The 16,967-nt window shown below is 73.1% G+C and carries 14 protein-coding genes; 5 read left to right on the top strand and 9 right to left on the bottom strand.

Annotation, left to right across the window (positions count from 1 at the left end; genetic code table 11):
• Positions 1–4 precede the first annotated feature (4 nt).
• Positions 5–673, bottom strand: coding sequence for a histidine phosphatase family protein (locus AB3M81_RS00070; RefSeq protein WP_412901861.1), 669 nt, complete (start codon positions 671–673; stop codon positions 5–7).
• Positions 673–1,644, bottom strand: coding sequence for an NADPH:quinone oxidoreductase family protein (locus AB3M81_RS00065; RefSeq protein ID WP_412901860.1), 972 nt, complete (start codon positions 1,642–1,644; stop codon positions 673–675). Before AB3M81_RS00065 ends, AB3M81_RS00070 begins: the two co-directional genes overlap by 1 nt.
• 71 nt (positions 1,645–1,715) lie before the next feature.
• Here AB3M81_RS00065 and AB3M81_RS00060 point away from each other — a divergent pair, with 71 nt between their 5' ends.
• On the top strand, positions 1,716–3,113 hold the full coding sequence (locus tag AB3M81_RS00060) for a hypothetical protein (protein ID WP_412901859.1): 1,398 nt from the start codon (positions 1,716–1,718) through the stop codon (positions 3,111–3,113).
• A 150-nt stretch (positions 3,114–3,263) separates the two neighbouring features.
• Here the strand turns inward: AB3M81_RS00060 and AB3M81_RS00055 are convergent, their stop codons facing one another.
• From AB3M81_RS00055 to AB3M81_RS00025, 7 genes are all read right to left on the bottom strand, one after another.
• Complete coding sequence (locus tag AB3M81_RS00055; protein WP_412901858.1) at positions 3,264–4,013, bottom strand: enoyl-CoA hydratase-related protein; 750 nt, start codon at positions 4,011–4,013, stop codon at positions 3,264–3,266.
• Positions 4,010–4,873: an alpha/beta fold hydrolase gene (locus AB3M81_RS00050; protein WP_412901857.1), complete on the bottom strand. Its 864-nt coding sequence runs from the start codon at positions 4,871–4,873 to the stop codon at positions 4,010–4,012. The genes AB3M81_RS00055 and AB3M81_RS00050 overlap by 4 nt, the downstream gene beginning before the upstream one ends.
• Positions 4,870–5,541: a nitroreductase gene (locus AB3M81_RS00045; protein ID WP_412901856.1), complete on the bottom strand. Its 672-nt coding sequence runs from the start codon at positions 5,539–5,541 to the stop codon at positions 4,870–4,872. Before AB3M81_RS00045 ends, AB3M81_RS00050 begins: the two co-directional genes overlap by 4 nt.
• 49 nt (positions 5,542–5,590) lie before the next feature.
• Positions 5,591–6,031, bottom strand: a complete 441-nt coding sequence (locus AB3M81_RS00040) for an OsmC family protein (protein ID WP_412901855.1) — start codon at positions 6,029–6,031, stop codon at positions 5,591–5,593.
• Between the two features lie 107 nt (positions 6,032–6,138).
• Positions 6,139–6,396 (bottom strand): HPr family phosphocarrier protein, encoded by a 258-nt coding sequence (locus AB3M81_RS00035; protein WP_412901854.1) that lies wholly within the window; start codon positions 6,394–6,396, stop codon positions 6,139–6,141.
• A gap of 12 nt (positions 6,397–6,408) precedes the next feature.
• Positions 6,409–8,463: a PTS fructose transporter subunit IIABC gene (locus AB3M81_RS00030; protein WP_412901853.1), complete on the bottom strand. Its 2,055-nt coding sequence runs from the start codon at positions 8,461–8,463 to the stop codon at positions 6,409–6,411.
• Positions 8,460–9,416, bottom strand: a complete 957-nt coding sequence (locus AB3M81_RS00025; RefSeq protein ID WP_412901852.1) for a 1-phosphofructokinase family hexose kinase — start codon at positions 9,414–9,416, stop codon at positions 8,460–8,462. The genes AB3M81_RS00030 and AB3M81_RS00025 overlap by 4 nt, the downstream gene beginning before the upstream one ends.
• A gap of 164 nt (positions 9,417–9,580) precedes the next feature.
• Between AB3M81_RS00025 and AB3M81_RS00020 the strand changes: the two genes are divergently transcribed.
• The 4 genes from AB3M81_RS00020 to AB3M81_RS00005 all read left to right on the top strand — a co-directional run bounded on the left by AB3M81_RS00020 (position 9,581) and on the right by AB3M81_RS00005 (position 16,666).
• Positions 9,581–11,230: a phosphoenolpyruvate--protein phosphotransferase gene (locus tag AB3M81_RS00020; protein WP_412901851.1), complete on the top strand. Its 1,650-nt coding sequence runs from the start codon at positions 9,581–9,583 to the stop codon at positions 11,228–11,230.
• A 176-nt stretch (positions 11,231–11,406) separates the two neighbouring features.
• A complete protein-coding gene (locus AB3M81_RS00015; protein ID WP_412901850.1) occupies positions 11,407–13,503 on the top strand; it encodes an MMPL family transporter in 2,097 nt (698 codons plus the stop codon).
• A 168-nt stretch (positions 13,504–13,671) separates the two neighbouring features.
• The gene (locus AB3M81_RS00010) at positions 13,672–15,096 is read left to right on the top strand and encodes an FAD-binding oxidoreductase (RefSeq protein ID WP_412901849.1); all 1,425 of its coding nucleotides are present in this window, start codon (positions 13,672–13,674) and stop codon (positions 15,094–15,096) included.
• 106 nt (positions 15,097–15,202) lie between these two features.
• A complete protein-coding gene (locus tag AB3M81_RS00005) occupies positions 15,203–16,666 on the top strand; it encodes an amino acid permease (protein WP_412901848.1) in 1,464 nt (487 codons plus the stop codon).
• Positions 16,667–16,967: the final 301 nt, after the last annotated feature.

Genomic DNA, 16,967 nt, shown 5'->3' with positions numbered 1-16,967 from the left:
AGGTTCAGCGGAACGTGACGTCCGCGGCGGGCAGGTGCCCGTGGTCATTGAACGTCAGGACACGCGGTCCGGTGGCACCCACCATGAGTGTCGTGACGCTGGAGTTCACGATCACGTCGTTGAGCCGCTGGAACGCCGAGTCGTCGCCCGCGATCAGGTGGGACGCGACCATCGCGATCGGGCCGCCCGAGGTGAAGACCAGCACCCGCCGGCCCTTCTGGGCGGCGATCTCGGTGGCCGCCGCGAACGCGCCCATGACGCGGTCGCGGAACTGGGCGTACGTCTCGGTGAAGTTGCCCTTGCCCTCGCGCCACGCGGCGAGCGCCTCGTTGAGCGAGGCCTGGAACGCCTTCGCGTCGCGCGTCATCGCGGCGGGGTCGTGCGCGTTCGCGATCGCGAGGTGGTCGTACTCGTTCCAGCCGGCGTCGATGTCGTAGCCCGACAGGCCGGGGTCCGCGTCCTCCTCGCCGAGGCCGCTCGCGTCGATCGCCGCGATCGCGGTCTGGGCGTGGCGCTTCATGGAGCCCGCGACGGCGTCGGTGAAGACCGCGCCGCCCGCCTCCCACGCCTGGCCGAGGGAGGCGGACTGGCGGGTGCCGAGCTCGCTCAGCTGGTCGTAGTCGTCCGAGCCGAACGAGGCCTGGCCGTGACGGACCAGGTGCAGGGTCCCCATCAGACCTCGAGGACGAGCTTGCCGGTGGCCTGCGCCCGGTCGAGCGTCAGCAGCGCCTCGGACGCCTTCTCCAACGGGAACGACTCGCCGACGATCGGCTTGAGCGCACCCGAGGCGAGGTGGTCGGCCATGGCCTCCCACTGCTGCTTGATCAGGCCCGGGCGCTTCATCGCGTAGGCGCCCCAGCCCACGCCGACGGCCGAGACGTTGTTCAGCAGCAGGCGGTTCGCGGGGATCTTGGGGATCTCGCCGGCGGTGAAGCCGATGACGAGGACGCGGCCGTCGTCCTTGAGGCAGCGCAGCGAGTCGGTGAAGCGGTCGCCGCCGGGCGGGTTGCCGACCGGGTCGACGACGATGTCGACGCCGCCGGATGCCTTGACGGCGTCCTTGAAGCCCTCGGAGAGCACGTACTCGTCGGCGCCCGCCTGCACGGCGATCTCGCCCTTGGCGTCCGTCGAGGTCACGGCGATGACGCGGCCGGCGCCGAACGCCTTGGCGACCTGGATCGCGGCGGTGCCCACGCCGCCGGAGGCGCCGTGCACGAGGACGGACTCGCCCTCGGCGAGCTGGCCGCGGTTCACGAGGCCGAAGTACGCCGTGCCGTAGTTGAACATGAAGGAGGCGCCCTCGGCGAAGGAGACCTCGTCAGGCAGCGGGAACGTCAGCAGCACGTCGGCGACGACCTGCTCGGCGAAGCCGCCCAGCATGGGCAGCGCGGCCACGCGGTCGCCCGGCGCGAAGCCGGAGCCCTCGGGCGCCTCCACGACGACGCCCGCGATCTCGGCGCCGGGGACGAAGGGCAGCGGGGGCTTCAGCTGGTACAGGCCGCGGCTCTGCAGCAGCTCGGGGAACGCGACGCCGGCGGCCTTGACGTCGATCAGGACCTGGTCCTCTCCGCGCGCCGGGGACTCGATGTCGACGAGCTCGACGGCCTCGGGACCGTCGAGCGATGTGATCTGGATCGCTCGCATGCGCCGACTGTAGCCGATTCCTAAGCGCTTGCTTAGGCGGTGTCCCACGACCTGAGGCTATCCTCACGTTCATGGCCACCGGAGTCCGCTTCCCCACCGAGAGCTCGACGGCGACCGCTCGCCGCGCCGTCACCGACGCGCTGCAGCTCGTCGATCCCGTCGGCGCGCGGGAGGCCGAGCGCGAGACGAACTGGCGCCGCGGCTACCTGCAGCACTTCGCGCGGCTCGTCGAGGCGGGGCTCGGATCGCCGCAGGACGCGGTCACGATCGCGAACGAGGGCCTGCGCAGCCTGCACGAGCAGATGCTGTTCGACGACGGGCCCCTGGCGACCGCCTTCGAGCGGCCCGCGCGGTCGACCTGGACGACGCTCGAGGTCGCCGGCGCCGCCGCGCCCGAGACCGAGCTGACCGTCCCGTACCGCGGGCGACGCCTCGCCGGGGCCGAGCTCGACGAGCAGCTGGACGACTGGGTCGCGCGCGGCGTCGTCGAGCCGACGTTCGCGGACGCGATCCGCGAAGTGCGCGACCACCCGGAGTGGCTCCGGCTCGACGGGGACACGGTCGTGGTGCTGGGTGCCGGCGCCGAGATGGGCCCGTACCGCTCACTGCTGCGCTGGGGAGCGACCGTCGCGGCGGTGGACCTGCCGCGCGCGGACATCCAGAAGCGCATCCGCGCCCAGGCCGAGGAGGGCGCCGGGCGCGTGCTCCTTCCCGCCGACGGCGACGAGACGGGCGCCGACCTGCTGCACTCGCTGCGCGACCTCGAGACGTGGATCGGCGGGCTCGACGGACGGCTCGTGCTCGGCACGTACTGCTACGCCGACGGGGCGACGCACGTGCGCGTGTCGATGGCGGCCGACGCGATCTCGGCCCACGTCGTCGCCCAGCGTCCCGACACCGCGCTGGCCTACCTCGCCACGCCGACCGACGTCTTCGCCGTGCCCGCCGGGGCGGTCACGACCGCCAACGAGGCCTACGACGGCGGCCGCCGCATGCTGCGCGGATCGCTGCGGCTCGTGAGCGGCGGGCGGCTCCTGCAGCGCAACTACCCGCCCGGCGTCGAGATCGGCGTGTGCGACTCGCTCGTCCCGCAGCAGGGCCCCAACTACGCCCTCGCCAAGCGGGTGCAGCGCTGGCGCGCCGCCGCGGCCCGCGACGCCGGCACGCGCGTCTCGCTCAACGTGGCGCCCGCGACCCGGACGGCCTCGGTCGTCAAGAACCGCGCGCTCGCGGCGGCCTACGCCGGCGCGCACCGGTTCGGCGTGGAGGTGTTCGAGCCGGCCACCAGCAACGTGCTCATGGCCGCGATGCTCGTCCACGACCTGCGCTCGCCGCGCACGCCGCTGCGGGACCCGTGGCGCGAGGAGGCCTACGGCGCGGCGCACGGCGGGCTGTGGACCGCGGCGTACCACCCGCGTTCGGCCCTCGGCCTCGCCGCGGTGCTCGGGCTGGCGTCCTCGCGCGGGTGAGGGCTTGGCCCAGCCCGTCGGTCTCCCTCGCCGAGTGGCGCGAACCGGGGTCGCGACTGGCGCAAAGATGCCCGCCACTCGTCGAATGGCGGGCACTTTTGCGCCACTCGCGGTCAGCGGGCGGCAGGGCTCAGCGGGTGGCGGGACGGCTCAGCGGCCGGTGAAGTTGGCCCGGCGCTTCTCGGTGAAGGCGGCGACGCCCTCGGCGAAGTCGTCGGATGCGCCCAGCACCTTCTGTCCGGCGGTCTCGGCCTGCAGGGTGCGGTCGAGGTGGGACAGCGCGGCGGCGTTGATCGTCGCCTTGATCTGCGCGTAGGCCAGCGTGGGACCGGACTTGAGCTTGTCGACCAGGCCGTCGACGGTGGCCTGCCACTCGTCGGCGCCCACGCAGTGCGTGATGAGGCCGGCCTCGAACGCCTCGCGGTTCGGCAGCTTCTCGCCCAGCATCAGCAGGCGCGTCGCGCGGGCGCGCCCGACCGAGGCGGCGAGGAGCTCGTGCGCGGCGCCGTCGCCCATGAGGCCCACGTTGACGAAGGCCTGCAGGAAGTAGTCGTCCTCCTTGGCCACCTGGAAGTCCGACGCCAGCGCCAGGGACGAGCCGATGCCGGCCGTCAGGCCGTTGAGCGCCGCGACGACCGGGAACGGCGAGCCGGTCAGCAGGTGGATGAGGCGGTCGGCCGCCTCGAGGATGCCGGTGTTCGTGGCGCCGGGAGCCATGACCGCGCCGGAGCAGAACGCGCGGCCCGCGCCGGTCAGGACGGCGACGCGGACGCCGTCGGCCTGCTCGAGCTCGTCGCTCATCTGCTCGAACATGTCGGTCGTGACCGAGTTGAGCCGGTCCGGCGCGTTCAGCGTCAGGCGCAGCACGCCGTCGGTGCGGTCGACCAGGAGATCGGTCATCGTTTCCTCCATTGTCCGAGCAGGGTCTGCAGCACCGCGATCAGTGCCGTCGGCTGGTCCAGCATGATGTGGTGGCCCGAGTCCGGGATCACCGTAACGGGTACGGCGCCGCCCAATCGCGAGCGGATCTCCTCGGTGATGTCGGTGGTCGCCATGCCGCGCTCGCCGCGCAGCAGGGCGACCTCGCACGCCGCGCGGGTGACGTCGTCGGGCGTCATCGACGAGCGCAGGAAGACGCGGGGGTCGAACTTCCACGACCAGCCCGAGCCGTTCGGGCCGTCGACGCGGCGGATCGAGCCGCGCGCGATGTGCTCGCGCACGTACGGCAGCGACGAGTCGTCCTCGGGCAGCGTGCGGAAGCGCGAGACCATCGTGGCCGCGTCCGGGTAGACCGGCATCGTGAGGTCGGCCCGGTCCTTGCGCCACTCCCGCGCCTCGGGCGAGACCGCCTGCACCGGCGAGTCGATCGCGGCCGCACCGAGCAGGTCGTGGCCGTGCTCGCGGGCCGCCGTCAGGGCGACGAACCCGCCCATGCTGTGGCCGAAGACGACCGGCTTGTCACCGTGCTCGGCCTGCGCGACCGCGAGGATCTCGCGGGCCCAGCCCTCGAGCGAGTACGCGTCGCGGCGGCCGCTGTCGCCGTGCCCCGAGAGGTCCGGCGCGAGCACGCGGTGACCCACGGCCAGGTGTGGGCCGACGTGGTCCCACCAGCCGCTGTGCGCGGCGCCGCCGTGGACGAGGACGGCCACCGGATCGCCCGGATCGCCCCACGCGCGGTAGTGGATCGGCGCACCCTCGACCTCGATCTCGAGGTGCTGGGGCCTCTGCTCGAGCGCCCAGCGGAACCACTCGGGCGTCACGCGTGGAACCTCGCGAGCTCGTCGACCTCGACCCGCGAGGCGCGGAACGAGTTGGCCGGGTGCTGGGGGTCGGCGTGCCCGAACGAGATGCCGCAGACGATCACGCGATCGTCCGGCAGGCCGAGCCAGCCGCGCAGGAAGTCGGCCTTCTGCGCCAGCGCCGCCTGGGCGACGGTCGCGACGCCGCGCGCCTGCGCGGCCAGCAGGAACGACTGCACGAACAGGCCGCAGTCGATCGCCGCGTAGACGCCGAGCGGACCCGGCGCGGAGACGATCGCGACGTGCGGGGCGCCGAAGAACTCGAAGTTCCGCAGCATCTCGCGAGCGGACGCGTCCCGGTCGCCCTTCGCGACGCCGACGGCCTCGTAGAGCTGCCAGCCGACCTCGCGCCGGCGCTCGGCGTGCACCCCGGTGTAGCCGGGCGGGAACGGCAGGTCGGAGCCCGCCGAGGTGTCGGCCATGATGTCGCGGCGCAGCCGCACGAGAGCGTCACCGGAGACGACGTCGACGTGCCACGGCTGCACGTTGCACCACGACGGCGTGCGCGAGGCGGAGGCCAGGATCGCCCGGATCTCGTCGTCGGCGACCGGCTCGTCGGTGAACCCTCGGCAGCTGAATCGGGACGCCAGGAGTCGGTCGAGGACCTCGGCGTCGCGGGGGTCTTCCATGGCGCTCACGGTAGGCGGGGCGCCATTTCCGGTCAACTCTGACGGTTTTTCAGTGCGGTTCGCGCACCTGCACGACGCGGACGGGCGTGCCCTCCTCGACCGTGCGGCTCACGGTGCACAGCCGGTGGTGCGACTTCTCGATCGCGTCCGGCACGCGCTCGGCCATCGCGGTGCCGGCCTCGTCGTGGTCGAACGTGATGTCGAGGGTGATCGTGATGTTCTCCAGGATCGACCGGCCCTCGGCGTCCTTGACCTTGTGGCCCTCGGCCGAGACGTCGAAGCGGCGCGGCTCGGCGCGCTTCGTCAGCGCCTCCACGGTGATCGCGTTGCAGCCGCCGAGCGCCACCAGCAGCAGCTCGACGGGCGTGAAGTCGATGTTCTGGCCCTCACCGAACGAGATGACACCGCCGCGGGAGTTCTCCGCGCGGTACTCCATCGGGCCGGTCCGGGTGAGGTGGACGCTGCGCAGGGTCGAGGATTCGTCGCTCATGCCACGACAGTAGACCCGCGCGAGTGTCCCCACTTTTGGAAGCGGTTCCACGGCACCGATGTGAGAGGACGTGGTTCCGCTTCCAAAAGTGGAAGTGCGGGGGCCGCTCAGGCGTCCAGGTCGGACTCCACGAGCGCGGCGATCTTCTCGACCGCGGCGGCGTCGTCGCTCTCGACGACGACCTCGGTACCCTGGGACGCGCCGAGGGTCATGATCAGCAGCGCGGAGCCCGCGTCGACGGGCTCGCCGCCCACGACGGCCAGCGTGACCGGGACGCCGGCCTCGGTGACGGCGGCCGCGATCTCGGCGGCGGGGCGAGCGTGCAGGCCGACGGCGGATCCGACGGTGACGGTCTTGCTCGGCATGGGGAAGTCCTTTCAGACGGTGAGGGTCTCGGCGGCCGGGGCCGCCTTCTTGCTGCGGCCGGCCTTGAGAGCGGTCACGAGGAATCCTGCCACCAGCATCCCCACGATCAGCGAGACGAAGAACCACAGCACCTTGTCGACCGCGAAGAAGACGAAGATGCCGCCGTGCGGAGCCACGAGGGTGACGCCGGTCGCCATGGACAAGGCGCCCGTGACGGCGCCGCCGGCCATCATCGCGGGGATGACGCGGAACGGGTCGGCCGCCGCGAACGGGATCGCGCCCTCACTGATGAACGAGGCGCCCAGCAGCCACGCGGCCTTGCCGTTCTCGCGCTCCTCGCGGGCGTAGAGCTGCGGGCGGATCGCGGTCGAGAAGGCCAGCGCCAGCGGCGGCACCATGCCGGCCAGCATGACGGCCGCCATGATCTTGGACTGCGAGGAGCCAACCTCGAGCGCCCCGGCCGTCGACAGGCCGGTCACGGCGAACACGTAGGCCGCCTTGTTGACGGGACCGCCGAGGTCGAAGCACATCATCAGGCCCAGCACGGCGCCCAGGACGATCGCCGAGCTGCCGGTCATGCTGTTGAGCCCGTCGACCAGCGCCTCGTTGACCCAGGCCAGCGGCTTCGCCAGCACGAGGATCATCGCCATGCCGACGACGATCGTCGTCACCAGCGGGATGATCACGACCGGCATGAGGCCGGCGAGCCAGCGGGGCACGCCGCGGCGGGCGAACCAGCCGGCGACGAGGCCGGCGAGCAGGCCGCCGACGATGCCGCCGATGAAGCCCGCGCCGTTGGGGTTGGTCTCGGTGACGCCGATCTGGGTGGCCGCGTAGCCCATCACGAAGCCCGGCGCGATGCCCGGACGATCGGCGATCGCGTACGCGATGTAGCCCGACAGCGCCGGCACGAGGAAGCTGAACGCCCACTGGCCGAGCAGCAGGACGAGCGCGCCGAGGTAGTACAGCAGGCCGCTGCCGAACAGGGCGTGCTCGCCGGCCTGGGGCAGGTTCGCCAGGGAGTACTCGTCCATGACGGCCTTGGCGTCGACGTCGTACCCCGCCAGCAGGAAGCCGAGCGCGATCAGCAGGCCGCCGGCCGCGACGAACGGGATCATGTAGCTGACGCCGGTCAGCAGCCAGCGCTGCAGCTTGCGACCGACGCTCTCGTCGCCGGTGTCCGCGGTGGCGGTGTCGGCGTCGCCCTCGACGCGGCGCGCGCCCGGGTCGTTCGCGGCCGCAAGGGCCTCGTCGATCATGACGCGCGGCTCGTTGATGGCGCGCTTGACGCCGCTGCGGACGACGGGCTTGCCGGCGAACCGGGCCTGGTCCTTGACGCCCACGTCGGTGGCGAAGATGACCGCGTCGGCGGCGGCGATCTGCTCGCGGGTGAGCGGCGAGCTGCCCGAGGAGCCCTGCGGCTCGACGACCAGGTCGACGCCCGCGTCGTTGGCGGCCTGCGCGAGCGCGTCGGCCGCCATGTAGGTGTGCGCGATGCCGGTGGTGCACGCCGTGACCGCGACGAGCCGGCGCGGCTCCGCCTCGGCCTGCGCCGCCGGGGCGGCCGGCGCGGGCTGTGCCGCGGGGGCGGACTGCGCAGCCGGTGCGGGGAGGACTCCCCCGGTCGCCTGGTCGACGAGCGCGATGATCTCGTCCGGCGTGGTCGCCTCGCGCAGCGCCTTCGTGAAGTCCGCGCGGACGAGCGAGCGGGCCAGCGACGAGAGCAGCTTGAGGTGCGCGTCACCGGCACCCTCGGGCGCGGCGATCATGAACACGATGTCGGCGGGCCCGTCGGGGGCGCCGAAGTCGGCGCGGTTCGACAGCCGCGCGAACGCGAGCGTGGGCTCCGTGACGGTCGCGGCACGGCAGTGCGGGATCGCGATGCCACCGGGCACGCCCGTCGCCGCCTGCGCCTCGCGGGCCTTGGCGGCCGCCGCGAGGTCGTCGGCGGACGCGGCGCGGCCCGACGCGGCGACGCGCTGCGCGAGCGCGTCGATCACGCCGGAGGCGTCGGACCCGAGGTCGACGTCGAGCGCCACCAGGTCCGCGGTGATGAGTTCGGTCATGGTCTCCTCCATCCGGCCGGCTCGACGGGAACCGCCTCCGGCACATCCGCGAGATCGTCCGGCGCGGGCAGCGCCGATCCCGGAAGGGCGGCCGCCGCGGCTCCGTGCGCGGCGGCGCTGGCGAGGCACTCGGCCGGCGACCGGCCCGCGACCTCGGCGATCAGGTACCCCGCGAGCGACGAGTCGCCCGCGCCCACGGTGCTGCGCACCGTGATCGGCACCGGCGGGCAGAACCACGAGCCGGTCGGGGTGGCGAGGACGGCGCCCGAGCCGCCCAGCGTCAGCAGGACCGTCTCGACCCCGTGGGCCTCGCGCAGCTCCTGCGCGCGGCGGACGGCCTCGTGGCGGTCCTGCTCGATCTCGTCGGCCTCGCAGCCGAGCAGCTCGGCCAGCTCGTCCGCGTTGGGCTTGAGCAGCTGCGGCGAGGCGTGGCGCACGGCCTCGGACAGCGCGGCGCCGGAGGCGTCGACGGCCACCCGCACACCGGCCTGCTGCAGTCGCGTCGTCGTCGTGGCGTACCAGTCGAACGGGACGCCGGGCGGCAGCGAGCCGCTCAGGACGGCCCAGCCGCCGGGCGTCGCGGCGGCCAGGACCGCCTCGGCCAGGGCGTCGACCTCGCTCGCGTCGAGGCGCGGGCCGGGCGAGTTGACCTTGGTGGTGGTGCCGTCGGGCTCGGCGAGCGTCAGGTTGACGCGCAGGCGGCCGGAGACGGGGACCGCGCGGTGGGGAAGTCCGCGCGCATCCAGGTCCGCCAGCAGGGGCTCGTCCGCCGCGCCGGGCAGCACGGCCGTGACGGGGACACCGGCGGCGTGCAGCACGCGGGCGACGTTGATGCCCTTGCCGCCCGGGTCGTCGTGCGCGGCCTCGCTGCGGACGACGGAGCCGCGCTCCAGCGGCTCGAGCAGACCCACGAGGCGATCGGTCGCGGGATTCGCGGTGACGGTGACGATCACGTCGACTCCTTCCGGCGCCTGCTCCCACAGTGACACGGTCCGGCGCTGCTCGCCGTGTGGTTTCGTGTGACTTCGGGTGTTGCTTGCATTGGTTTTATGTCACATTGCGGGACGTTGTCAATGGGCCTGTGCTGTCTTTCCAGCCTCCGGGATACCGTCGGAGGGTGAGCACCGAGTACTCCGGAACCGCCGTCGTCCCCGGCATCGGCGTCGGACCGGTCGTCCGACCGGCCCCGCGACCCGAGGCCCCCGCCGACGAGCCGGCCGCCGACGCGTCCACCACCAACGTCGCCTTCGCGACCGCGGCGACCGAGGTCGCCCGCCGCCTGCGCGAGCGCTCCAAGGCCGCCAACGGCGCCGCCTCCGAGGTGCTGGCCGCGACCGCGAGCCTCGCCGAGGACCGCGGACTGGCGACCTTCGTCGGCAAGCACGCCGCCCAAGGCGCCGGCCCGGCCACCGCCACCACCGCCGCCATCGACGAGCTCGCCGCGATGTTCACCGCGGCGGGCGGCCTCATGGCCGAGCGCGTCACCGACCTCTACGACGTGCGCGACCGGATCGTCGCCGAGCTGCTCGGCCTGCCCGAGCCCGGCATCCCGCTGCCCGAGGAGCCCTCGGTGCTGCTCGCCGACGACCTCGCGCCCGCCGACACCGCCGGCCTCGACCCCTCCACCGTCGTCGCGATCGCGACGCGCCTGGGCGGCTCGACGAGCCACACCGCGATCATCGCGCGACAGCTGGGCATCCCCTGCGTCGTCGCCGTGACGGGCCTCGACGAGGTCCCCGCGGGCGCCCGTGTCGCCGTCGACGGCACGGCGGGCACGGTCACGGTCGACCCCGACGAGCAGCGCCTCGCCGAGCTGGTCGAGCAGGACCGGCTCTCGCGCGAGGCCGCCGCAGGCTGGACCGGCCCGGGCCGCACCGCCGACGACCACCCGATCCAGGTCCTCGCGAACGTGCAGGACGGCGCCGGGGCCCGCGCGGCCGCGCAGGAGCCCATCGAGGGCGTGGGCCTGTTCCGCACCGAGCTGAGCTTCCTCGACCGCGCCACGGAGCCCACCGTCGAGGAGCAGGCCGACATCTACGCCGAGGTGTTCGAGGCGCTCGGCGACCGCAAGGTCATCGTGCGCACGCTCGACGCCGGCTCGGACAAGCCCCTTCCCTTCGCGTCGCAGCCCGACGAGCCCAACCCGGCCCTGGGCGTGCGCGGCCTGCGCATCGGCCTGGCGAACCCCGACATGCTCGACCGGCAGCTGGACGGCATCGCCGCGGCGCGCGAGCGCACCGGCGCCGACGTGCGCGTCATGGCCCCGATGGTCACCACCGAGGCCGAGGCGCAGTGGTTCGCCGAGCGCGTCCGGGCCCGCGGCATGCAGGCCGGCATCATGATCGAGACGCCGTCCACGGTCCTGCTGGCCGACCGCCTGTTCCGCCACCTCGACTTCGTCTCGATCGGCACGAACGACCTGTCGCAGTACACGTTCGCCGCCGACCGGATGGCCCCGACGCTGAGCGACCTCACCGACCCGTGGCAGCCCGCGCTGCTCGCCTCGATCAAGCTCGTGGCGCAGGCCGGCCAGCGCGCCGGCAAGCCCGTGGGCGTGTGCGGCGAGGCCGCGGCGCACCCCCTCCTGGCGTGCGTGCTCACCGGCCTGGGCGTCACGTCGCTGTCGTGCGCGGCCACCGCGGTGCGCTCGGTCGGCGCGAAGCTGGCCCAGGTCACGCTCGAGCAGTGCCAGGCCGCCGCCGAGGCCGCGCTCGCCGCCCCGGACAACCTCGCCGCCGCCCACGCGGCCAAGGACGTCCTGGGCTGACCCGGCCGCTCCGACCGTCCGCCGCTCCGCGAGTGGCGCAGATTGGCCCGCCACTCGTCGAGTGGCGGGCCTTCTTGCGCCACTCGCGGTGACGGGGAGGGCAGGGCGGCGGTATCAGCGCGGGCGGGCCCGAGCTCGTGGGACGCGGAACACCGACCTCCCACGAAGGAACCCACATGTCCTCCCTGCTCTACCGGTGGGGCCGCACGACGGCCCTGCACCCGTGGCGCACGCTCGTCGGCTGGCTGATCGTCGCCGCGACCGTGTTCGCCGTCAGCTCCTCGTTCGGCGGCACGACCCAGGACGACTGGAACGTGCCCGGCGCCGAGTCCCAGCACGGAATCGAGCTGCTGCGCAACCACCTGCCCGACGCCGGCAACGCCTCGGCCAACGTGGTCGTCCACGACGACCGGGCCATCCCGGCGGCGGCACTGACCGCCCTCGGCGAGCGGCTGCGCGACGTCGCCCACGTGTCCGACGTCGCCCCGCCGCGCGTCAGCGACGACGGGCGCACCGCGGTCGTGCACCTCGCGTACGACGTCGAGGTCACGCATCCCGACCTCATGGGCGACGTCGAGCCCCTCGAGGAGGCGGTCGAGGCCACGCGCGACGCCGGCCTCCAGGTCGAGCTCGGCGGCGACCAGCCGTCGACGGCCTCCGCACCGATCAAGGGGTACGGCGAGCTGATCGGCGTCGGCGCCGCGCTCCTGATCCTGCTGATCGCCTTCGGCTCCGCCGTCGTGGCCGGCCTGCCCGTCCTGGTGGCGGTCGCCGGACTCGCGGTCGGCTCGGCCGGCATCACCCTGCTCGCCGCGACGATGGACGTGTCCACGTCGGCGCCGATGGTGGCGTCGATGGTCGGCCTGGGCGTCGGCATCGACTACGCCCTGCTGCTGGTGAGCCGGCACGCCGAGTTCCTGGCCCAGGGCCACCGGGTCGAGGAGGCCACCGGGCGGAGCCTGGCGACCGCCGGCAGGTCCGTCGTGTTCGCCTCGCTCACGGTCCTGATCTCGCTGCTCGGCCTCGGTCTCGCCGGACTGCCGACGTTCTCGACGTTCGGGTGGGCCACCGCGATCGCGGTCGTCGCCGTCATGCTGACGGCGCTGACGCTCGTGCCGGTGCTGTGCCGGTTCGCGGGTCGCAAGGTGCTCGCGCGCGGCCTGCGCCGCGGCCGGACCCGTTCCGGCCCGTCCCTGACGGCGCGCTGGGCCGAGCGCGTCACGCGGCGGCCGCTGCTGTGGGCCCTGGCCGGAGCGACCGTCATGATCGCCCTCGCGGCGCCCGTGCTCGACATGCGCACGTGGCCGCAGGACGACGGGAACCAGACGACCGAGGCCACCACGCGGCGCGCGTACGACCTGACGTCCGAGGCCTTCGGACCGGGCGCCACCAGTCCGATCACGGTCGTCGTGGACCACGAGCGGACATCCGCCTCGGAGGTCACGGCCGTTCGCGACACTCTGCTGGCCGAGGAGGACCTGGTGTCCGTCTCGCCACCGGTCACCTCGCCCGACGGGGCGGTCACCGTGCTGACCGCCGAGCCGGCCTTCGGCTCCGCCGACGCCCGCACGTCGGACCTGGTCGAGGAGCTGCGCGCCGACCTGCCGGCCGGCGTGGAGGTGACGGGCCAGACGCCCCTCTTCGCCGACATCGCCGAGATGCTGTCCCACCGCCTGTGGGTCGTGATCGGCTTCGTCGTGGCGGTCTCGGTGCTGCTGCTCACGCTCGTGTTCCGGTCCGTCGTGATCCCGCTCAAGGCGGCGGTCATGAACCTGCTGTCCATCGGCGCCGCGTACGGCGTCATGACGGCCGTGTTCCAGTGGGGGTGGGGTGCGAGCCTGCTCGGCATCGACCACGCCGCCCCCGTGTCGAGCTGGGTGCCGATCCTGATCTTCGCGATCCTGTTCGGCCTCTCGATGGACTACGAGGTCTTCCTGCTGAGCCGGATCCGCGAGAAGTGGCTCGACACGGGCGACCCGACGGGCAGCGTGGTGCACGGGCTGTCGGCCTCGGGCAAGGTCATCACGGCCGCCGCGGCGATCATGGTCGTCGTCTTCCTCGGCTTCGCGACCGAGGGCGACCTGGTCGTGAAGATGCTCGGCGTCGGCATGGCGACCGCCGTCCTGCTGGACGCGACGATCGTCCGGATGGTCCTGGTGCCCGCCACGATGACGCTGCTCGGGCGGTGGAACTGGTGGCTGCCCGCCTGGCTCGACCGCGCCCTGCCGCAGGTCGACGTGGAAGGTTCCGAGCCGGTCGTCGCCGCTCGCTGACGTCCCTCGACACCCGGGTCCCGTCGGTCGCGCACTCGCTGCGCGGCCGGCGGGACCTTCGCGTTCCCGGTCCCGCCGGCCCACGTGACCGCCGTCTCGGGGCGTATCACCGGACCGCGCCGCCGCTCTCGGAGTCCGGAAGCGAAACACCCATCAAGGAGCATCACCGTGTCCCTCCACGAAACCACCCTGGACCAGCTCGAGCGCCCGGCGGACCGCCTGCGCGGACTGGCCGGCGATGCCGTCCACCTGCCCGGCGACCCCGGGTACGACGCCGCGCGCACCGCCTGGAACCTGGCTGTCGACCAGCGTCCCGCCGCGGTCGCCCTCCCCCGCACCGCCGAGGACGTCGCCCACATCGTGCGCGCCGCCTCCGCCGCCGGCCTGCGGGTCGCGCCGCAGAGCACCGGCCACAACGCGGGCCCGCTCGCGGCCGGCGACCTCGACGACGTCGTCATCGTCCGCACGAGCGAGCTGAACGACGTGAGCGTCGATCCCGACCGCCGCATCGTCCGCGTCGGCGGCGGCACCGTGTGGCTGCCGGCCGTGAAGGCGGCCGCCGAGCACGGCCTGACCGTCCTGCACGGCTCGTCGGTCGACGTCGGCATCGCCGGCTACAGCCTCGGCGGCGGCATGGGCTGGTACGCCCGCAAGCTGGGCCTGGCCGCCAACAGCCTCACGGCCGTCGAGATCGTCCTCGCGAACGGCGACCTGGTGCGCGCCGACGCCGAGACGAACCCCGAGCTGTTCTGGGCGGTCCGCGGTGGCGGCGGCAACTTCGGCATCGTCACGGCCCTCGAGTTCCGCGCGTACGACTTCAGCACCGCGTACGCCGGCATGCTGATGTGGGACGTCGAGATGGCACCGCGCGTGCTCGACATGTGGCGCGCCTGGGCGCCCGTCGCCCCCGACGAGGTCACCACCTCGTTCCGCATCATGCGGATCCCCCCGATCCCCGAGATGCCCGACTTCGTCCGCGGCCGCACGATCGTCGTGATCGACGGCGCGGTCATGGCCTCCGACGAGCGCGCCTCCGAGATCCTGGCCCCGCTGCGGGCGCTCGAGCCCGAGCTCGACACATTCGGCCGCGTCCCCACCGAGACCCTCGTGCACCTGCACATGGACCCGGAGGAGCCCGCGCCGGGCGTCATGCGCTCCACGATGCTGCGCGAGCTCGACGACGAGGGCGCGGACGCGTTCCTGGCCCTCTTCGGCCCGGGCGTCGAGACGCCGCTCATGGTCGCCGAGCTGCGCCAGCTGGGCGGCGCGGTCGGCCGCCCGCACGAGGGCGGCGGCGCGCTGACGCACCTGGAGGGCGAGTTCGCCTTCATCTGCGGCGGCATCGCCCCGACGCCGGAGCTGGGAGCGATCGTTGCCGCGCTCGGCGAGGAGGCCGTCGCGGCGCTCGAGCCGTGGGCGAACGGCCGGTCCTACCTCAACTTCGCCGAGGAGCCGACCGACGCCCGCACGGGCTACGCGGCCGACGCCTGGCCGAAGCTGGCCGCGATCCGCTCTGCCGTGGACCCGGACGGCGTGTGCCTGGCGAACCATGCGATCCCGCGCCTGTACGAGAACGGCCGGCCGACGCGCTGACCATCCGGGCCCGAGCCCGCCGAGACCCTTCCGTGACGGTCCCGGCGGGCTCGGTCGCGTCCGATGTCACTTGCAGGTGCCTGCACGCCGGTCCAGAGTCGGGGGCATGAGCCTGTTCCGCACGAAGTCCGTCGAACAGTCGATCGCCGAGACCGACGAGCCCGAGCACCAGCTCAAGCGCGACCTGAGCGCCAAGGACCTCATGGTCTTCGGCGTCGGCGTCATCATCGGCACCGGCATCTTCGTGCTGACCGGCCAGGAGGCGCACAAGCACGCCGGCCCGGCCATCGTCATCAGCTTCCTCATCGCCGGCGCGACCTGCGCGCTCGCGGCCCTGTGCTACGCCGAGTTCGCCTCCACCGTGCCCGTCGCGGGCAGTGCGTACACGTTCAGCTACGCGACGCTCGGCGAGTTCATCGCGTGGATCATCGGCTGGGACCTGCTGCTGGAGCTGGCGCTCGGCGCGGCCGTCGTCGCCCGTGGCTGGTCCGGCTACCTGCAGGAGCTGCTGGAGCTGCCCACCCAGGTCGCCGGGGACGAGGCCGTCGTGGACGTCGCGGCGATGGCGATCGTCGCCATCTTGGCCTTCCTCGTCATCGCGGGCACGAAGCTCTCGAGCTCGGTCACCAGCGTCTTCGTCCTCATCAAGGTGGGCGTGGTGATCTTCGTGATCGTGGCCGGCCTGTTCTTCGTCAAGGCCGCGAACTACACGCCCTTCGTGCCGCCGGCCGAGGACCTCGACCTCGTCAAGGGCTCGGACCAGCCGCTCATCCAGGCGGTGTTCGGCATGGCGCCGACCGCGTTCGGCGTCATGGGCATCATCGCCGCGGCGTCGGTCGTGTTCTTCAGCTACATCGGCTTCGACGTCGTCGCGACCACCGCCGAGGAGACGCGCAACCCGCAGCGCGACGTCCCGCGCGGCATCCTCGGCTCGCTGTTGATCTGCACCGTGCTCTACATGGCCGTGTCGTTCGTCGTGACCGGCATGCTCAACTACTCCGACGACCGGATGAACACCGGCGCACCGCTGGCCGAGGCGTTCTCGGCGAACGGCATCGACTGGGCCGCCAACCTGATCTCGCTCGGCGCCGTGGCGGGCATGACCACGACGATCCTCGTGCTGCTGCTGGGCCAGTCGCGCGTCCTGTTCGCGATGTGCCGCGACGGCCTGCTCCCCCAGCCGCTCGCGAAGGTCCACCCGACCTACCGGACGCCGTACCGGATCACGATCATCACGTCGACGTTCGTGGCGCTGCTGGCGGGCTTCGTGCCGCTGGCCGAGCTCAGCCACCTGGTCAGCATCGGCACGCTGTTCGCCTTCGTGCTGGTCTCGGCGGGCGTGCTGGTGCTGCGCCGCACGCGGCCCGACCTCGAGCGTCCGTTCCGCGTGCCGTTCGCGCCCCTCGTGGCCGGCGGCTCGATCCTGACGTGCCTGTGGCTGATGCTGAACCTGTCGCTGCTGACGTGGGAGCGGTTCGCGATCTGGATGGTGCTGGGCATCGCGATCTACGCCCTCTACGGGCGCCGCCACGCGCGACTCGGCCTGCAGGCCGACCGCGTGGCCGAATAGCCCGGCCCGCGTGAGGTGCGGTGGTTTCGATACGCCGCTCGTTCCTCGCCAGCTACTCAACCACCGGGTTCGCCCCCCAGTGATCGAGTGCCGGGCGAGCGCCAGCGAGACCGGTGTATCGAGATCACGCCTGAGGGCCGGTGGTTTCGATACGCCGCTCCTTCGTCGCGTGCTACTCAACCACCGGGTTCGCCCCGGTGATCGAGTGCCGGGCGAGCGCTAGCTGTAGTTCCCCGTGAGGTTGTGAACGCGGTCTGAGGGCGTGAGGCCGCCGATGCCGGTGTGGGGTCGGTGGTGATTG

This window comes from Aeromicrobium jepli (assembly GCF_047246605.1).
Classification (GTDB): Bacteria; Actinomycetota; Actinomycetes; order Propionibacteriales; family Nocardioidaceae; genus Aeromicrobium.
This window is presented reverse-complemented; position numbering and strand designations above follow the sequence as displayed.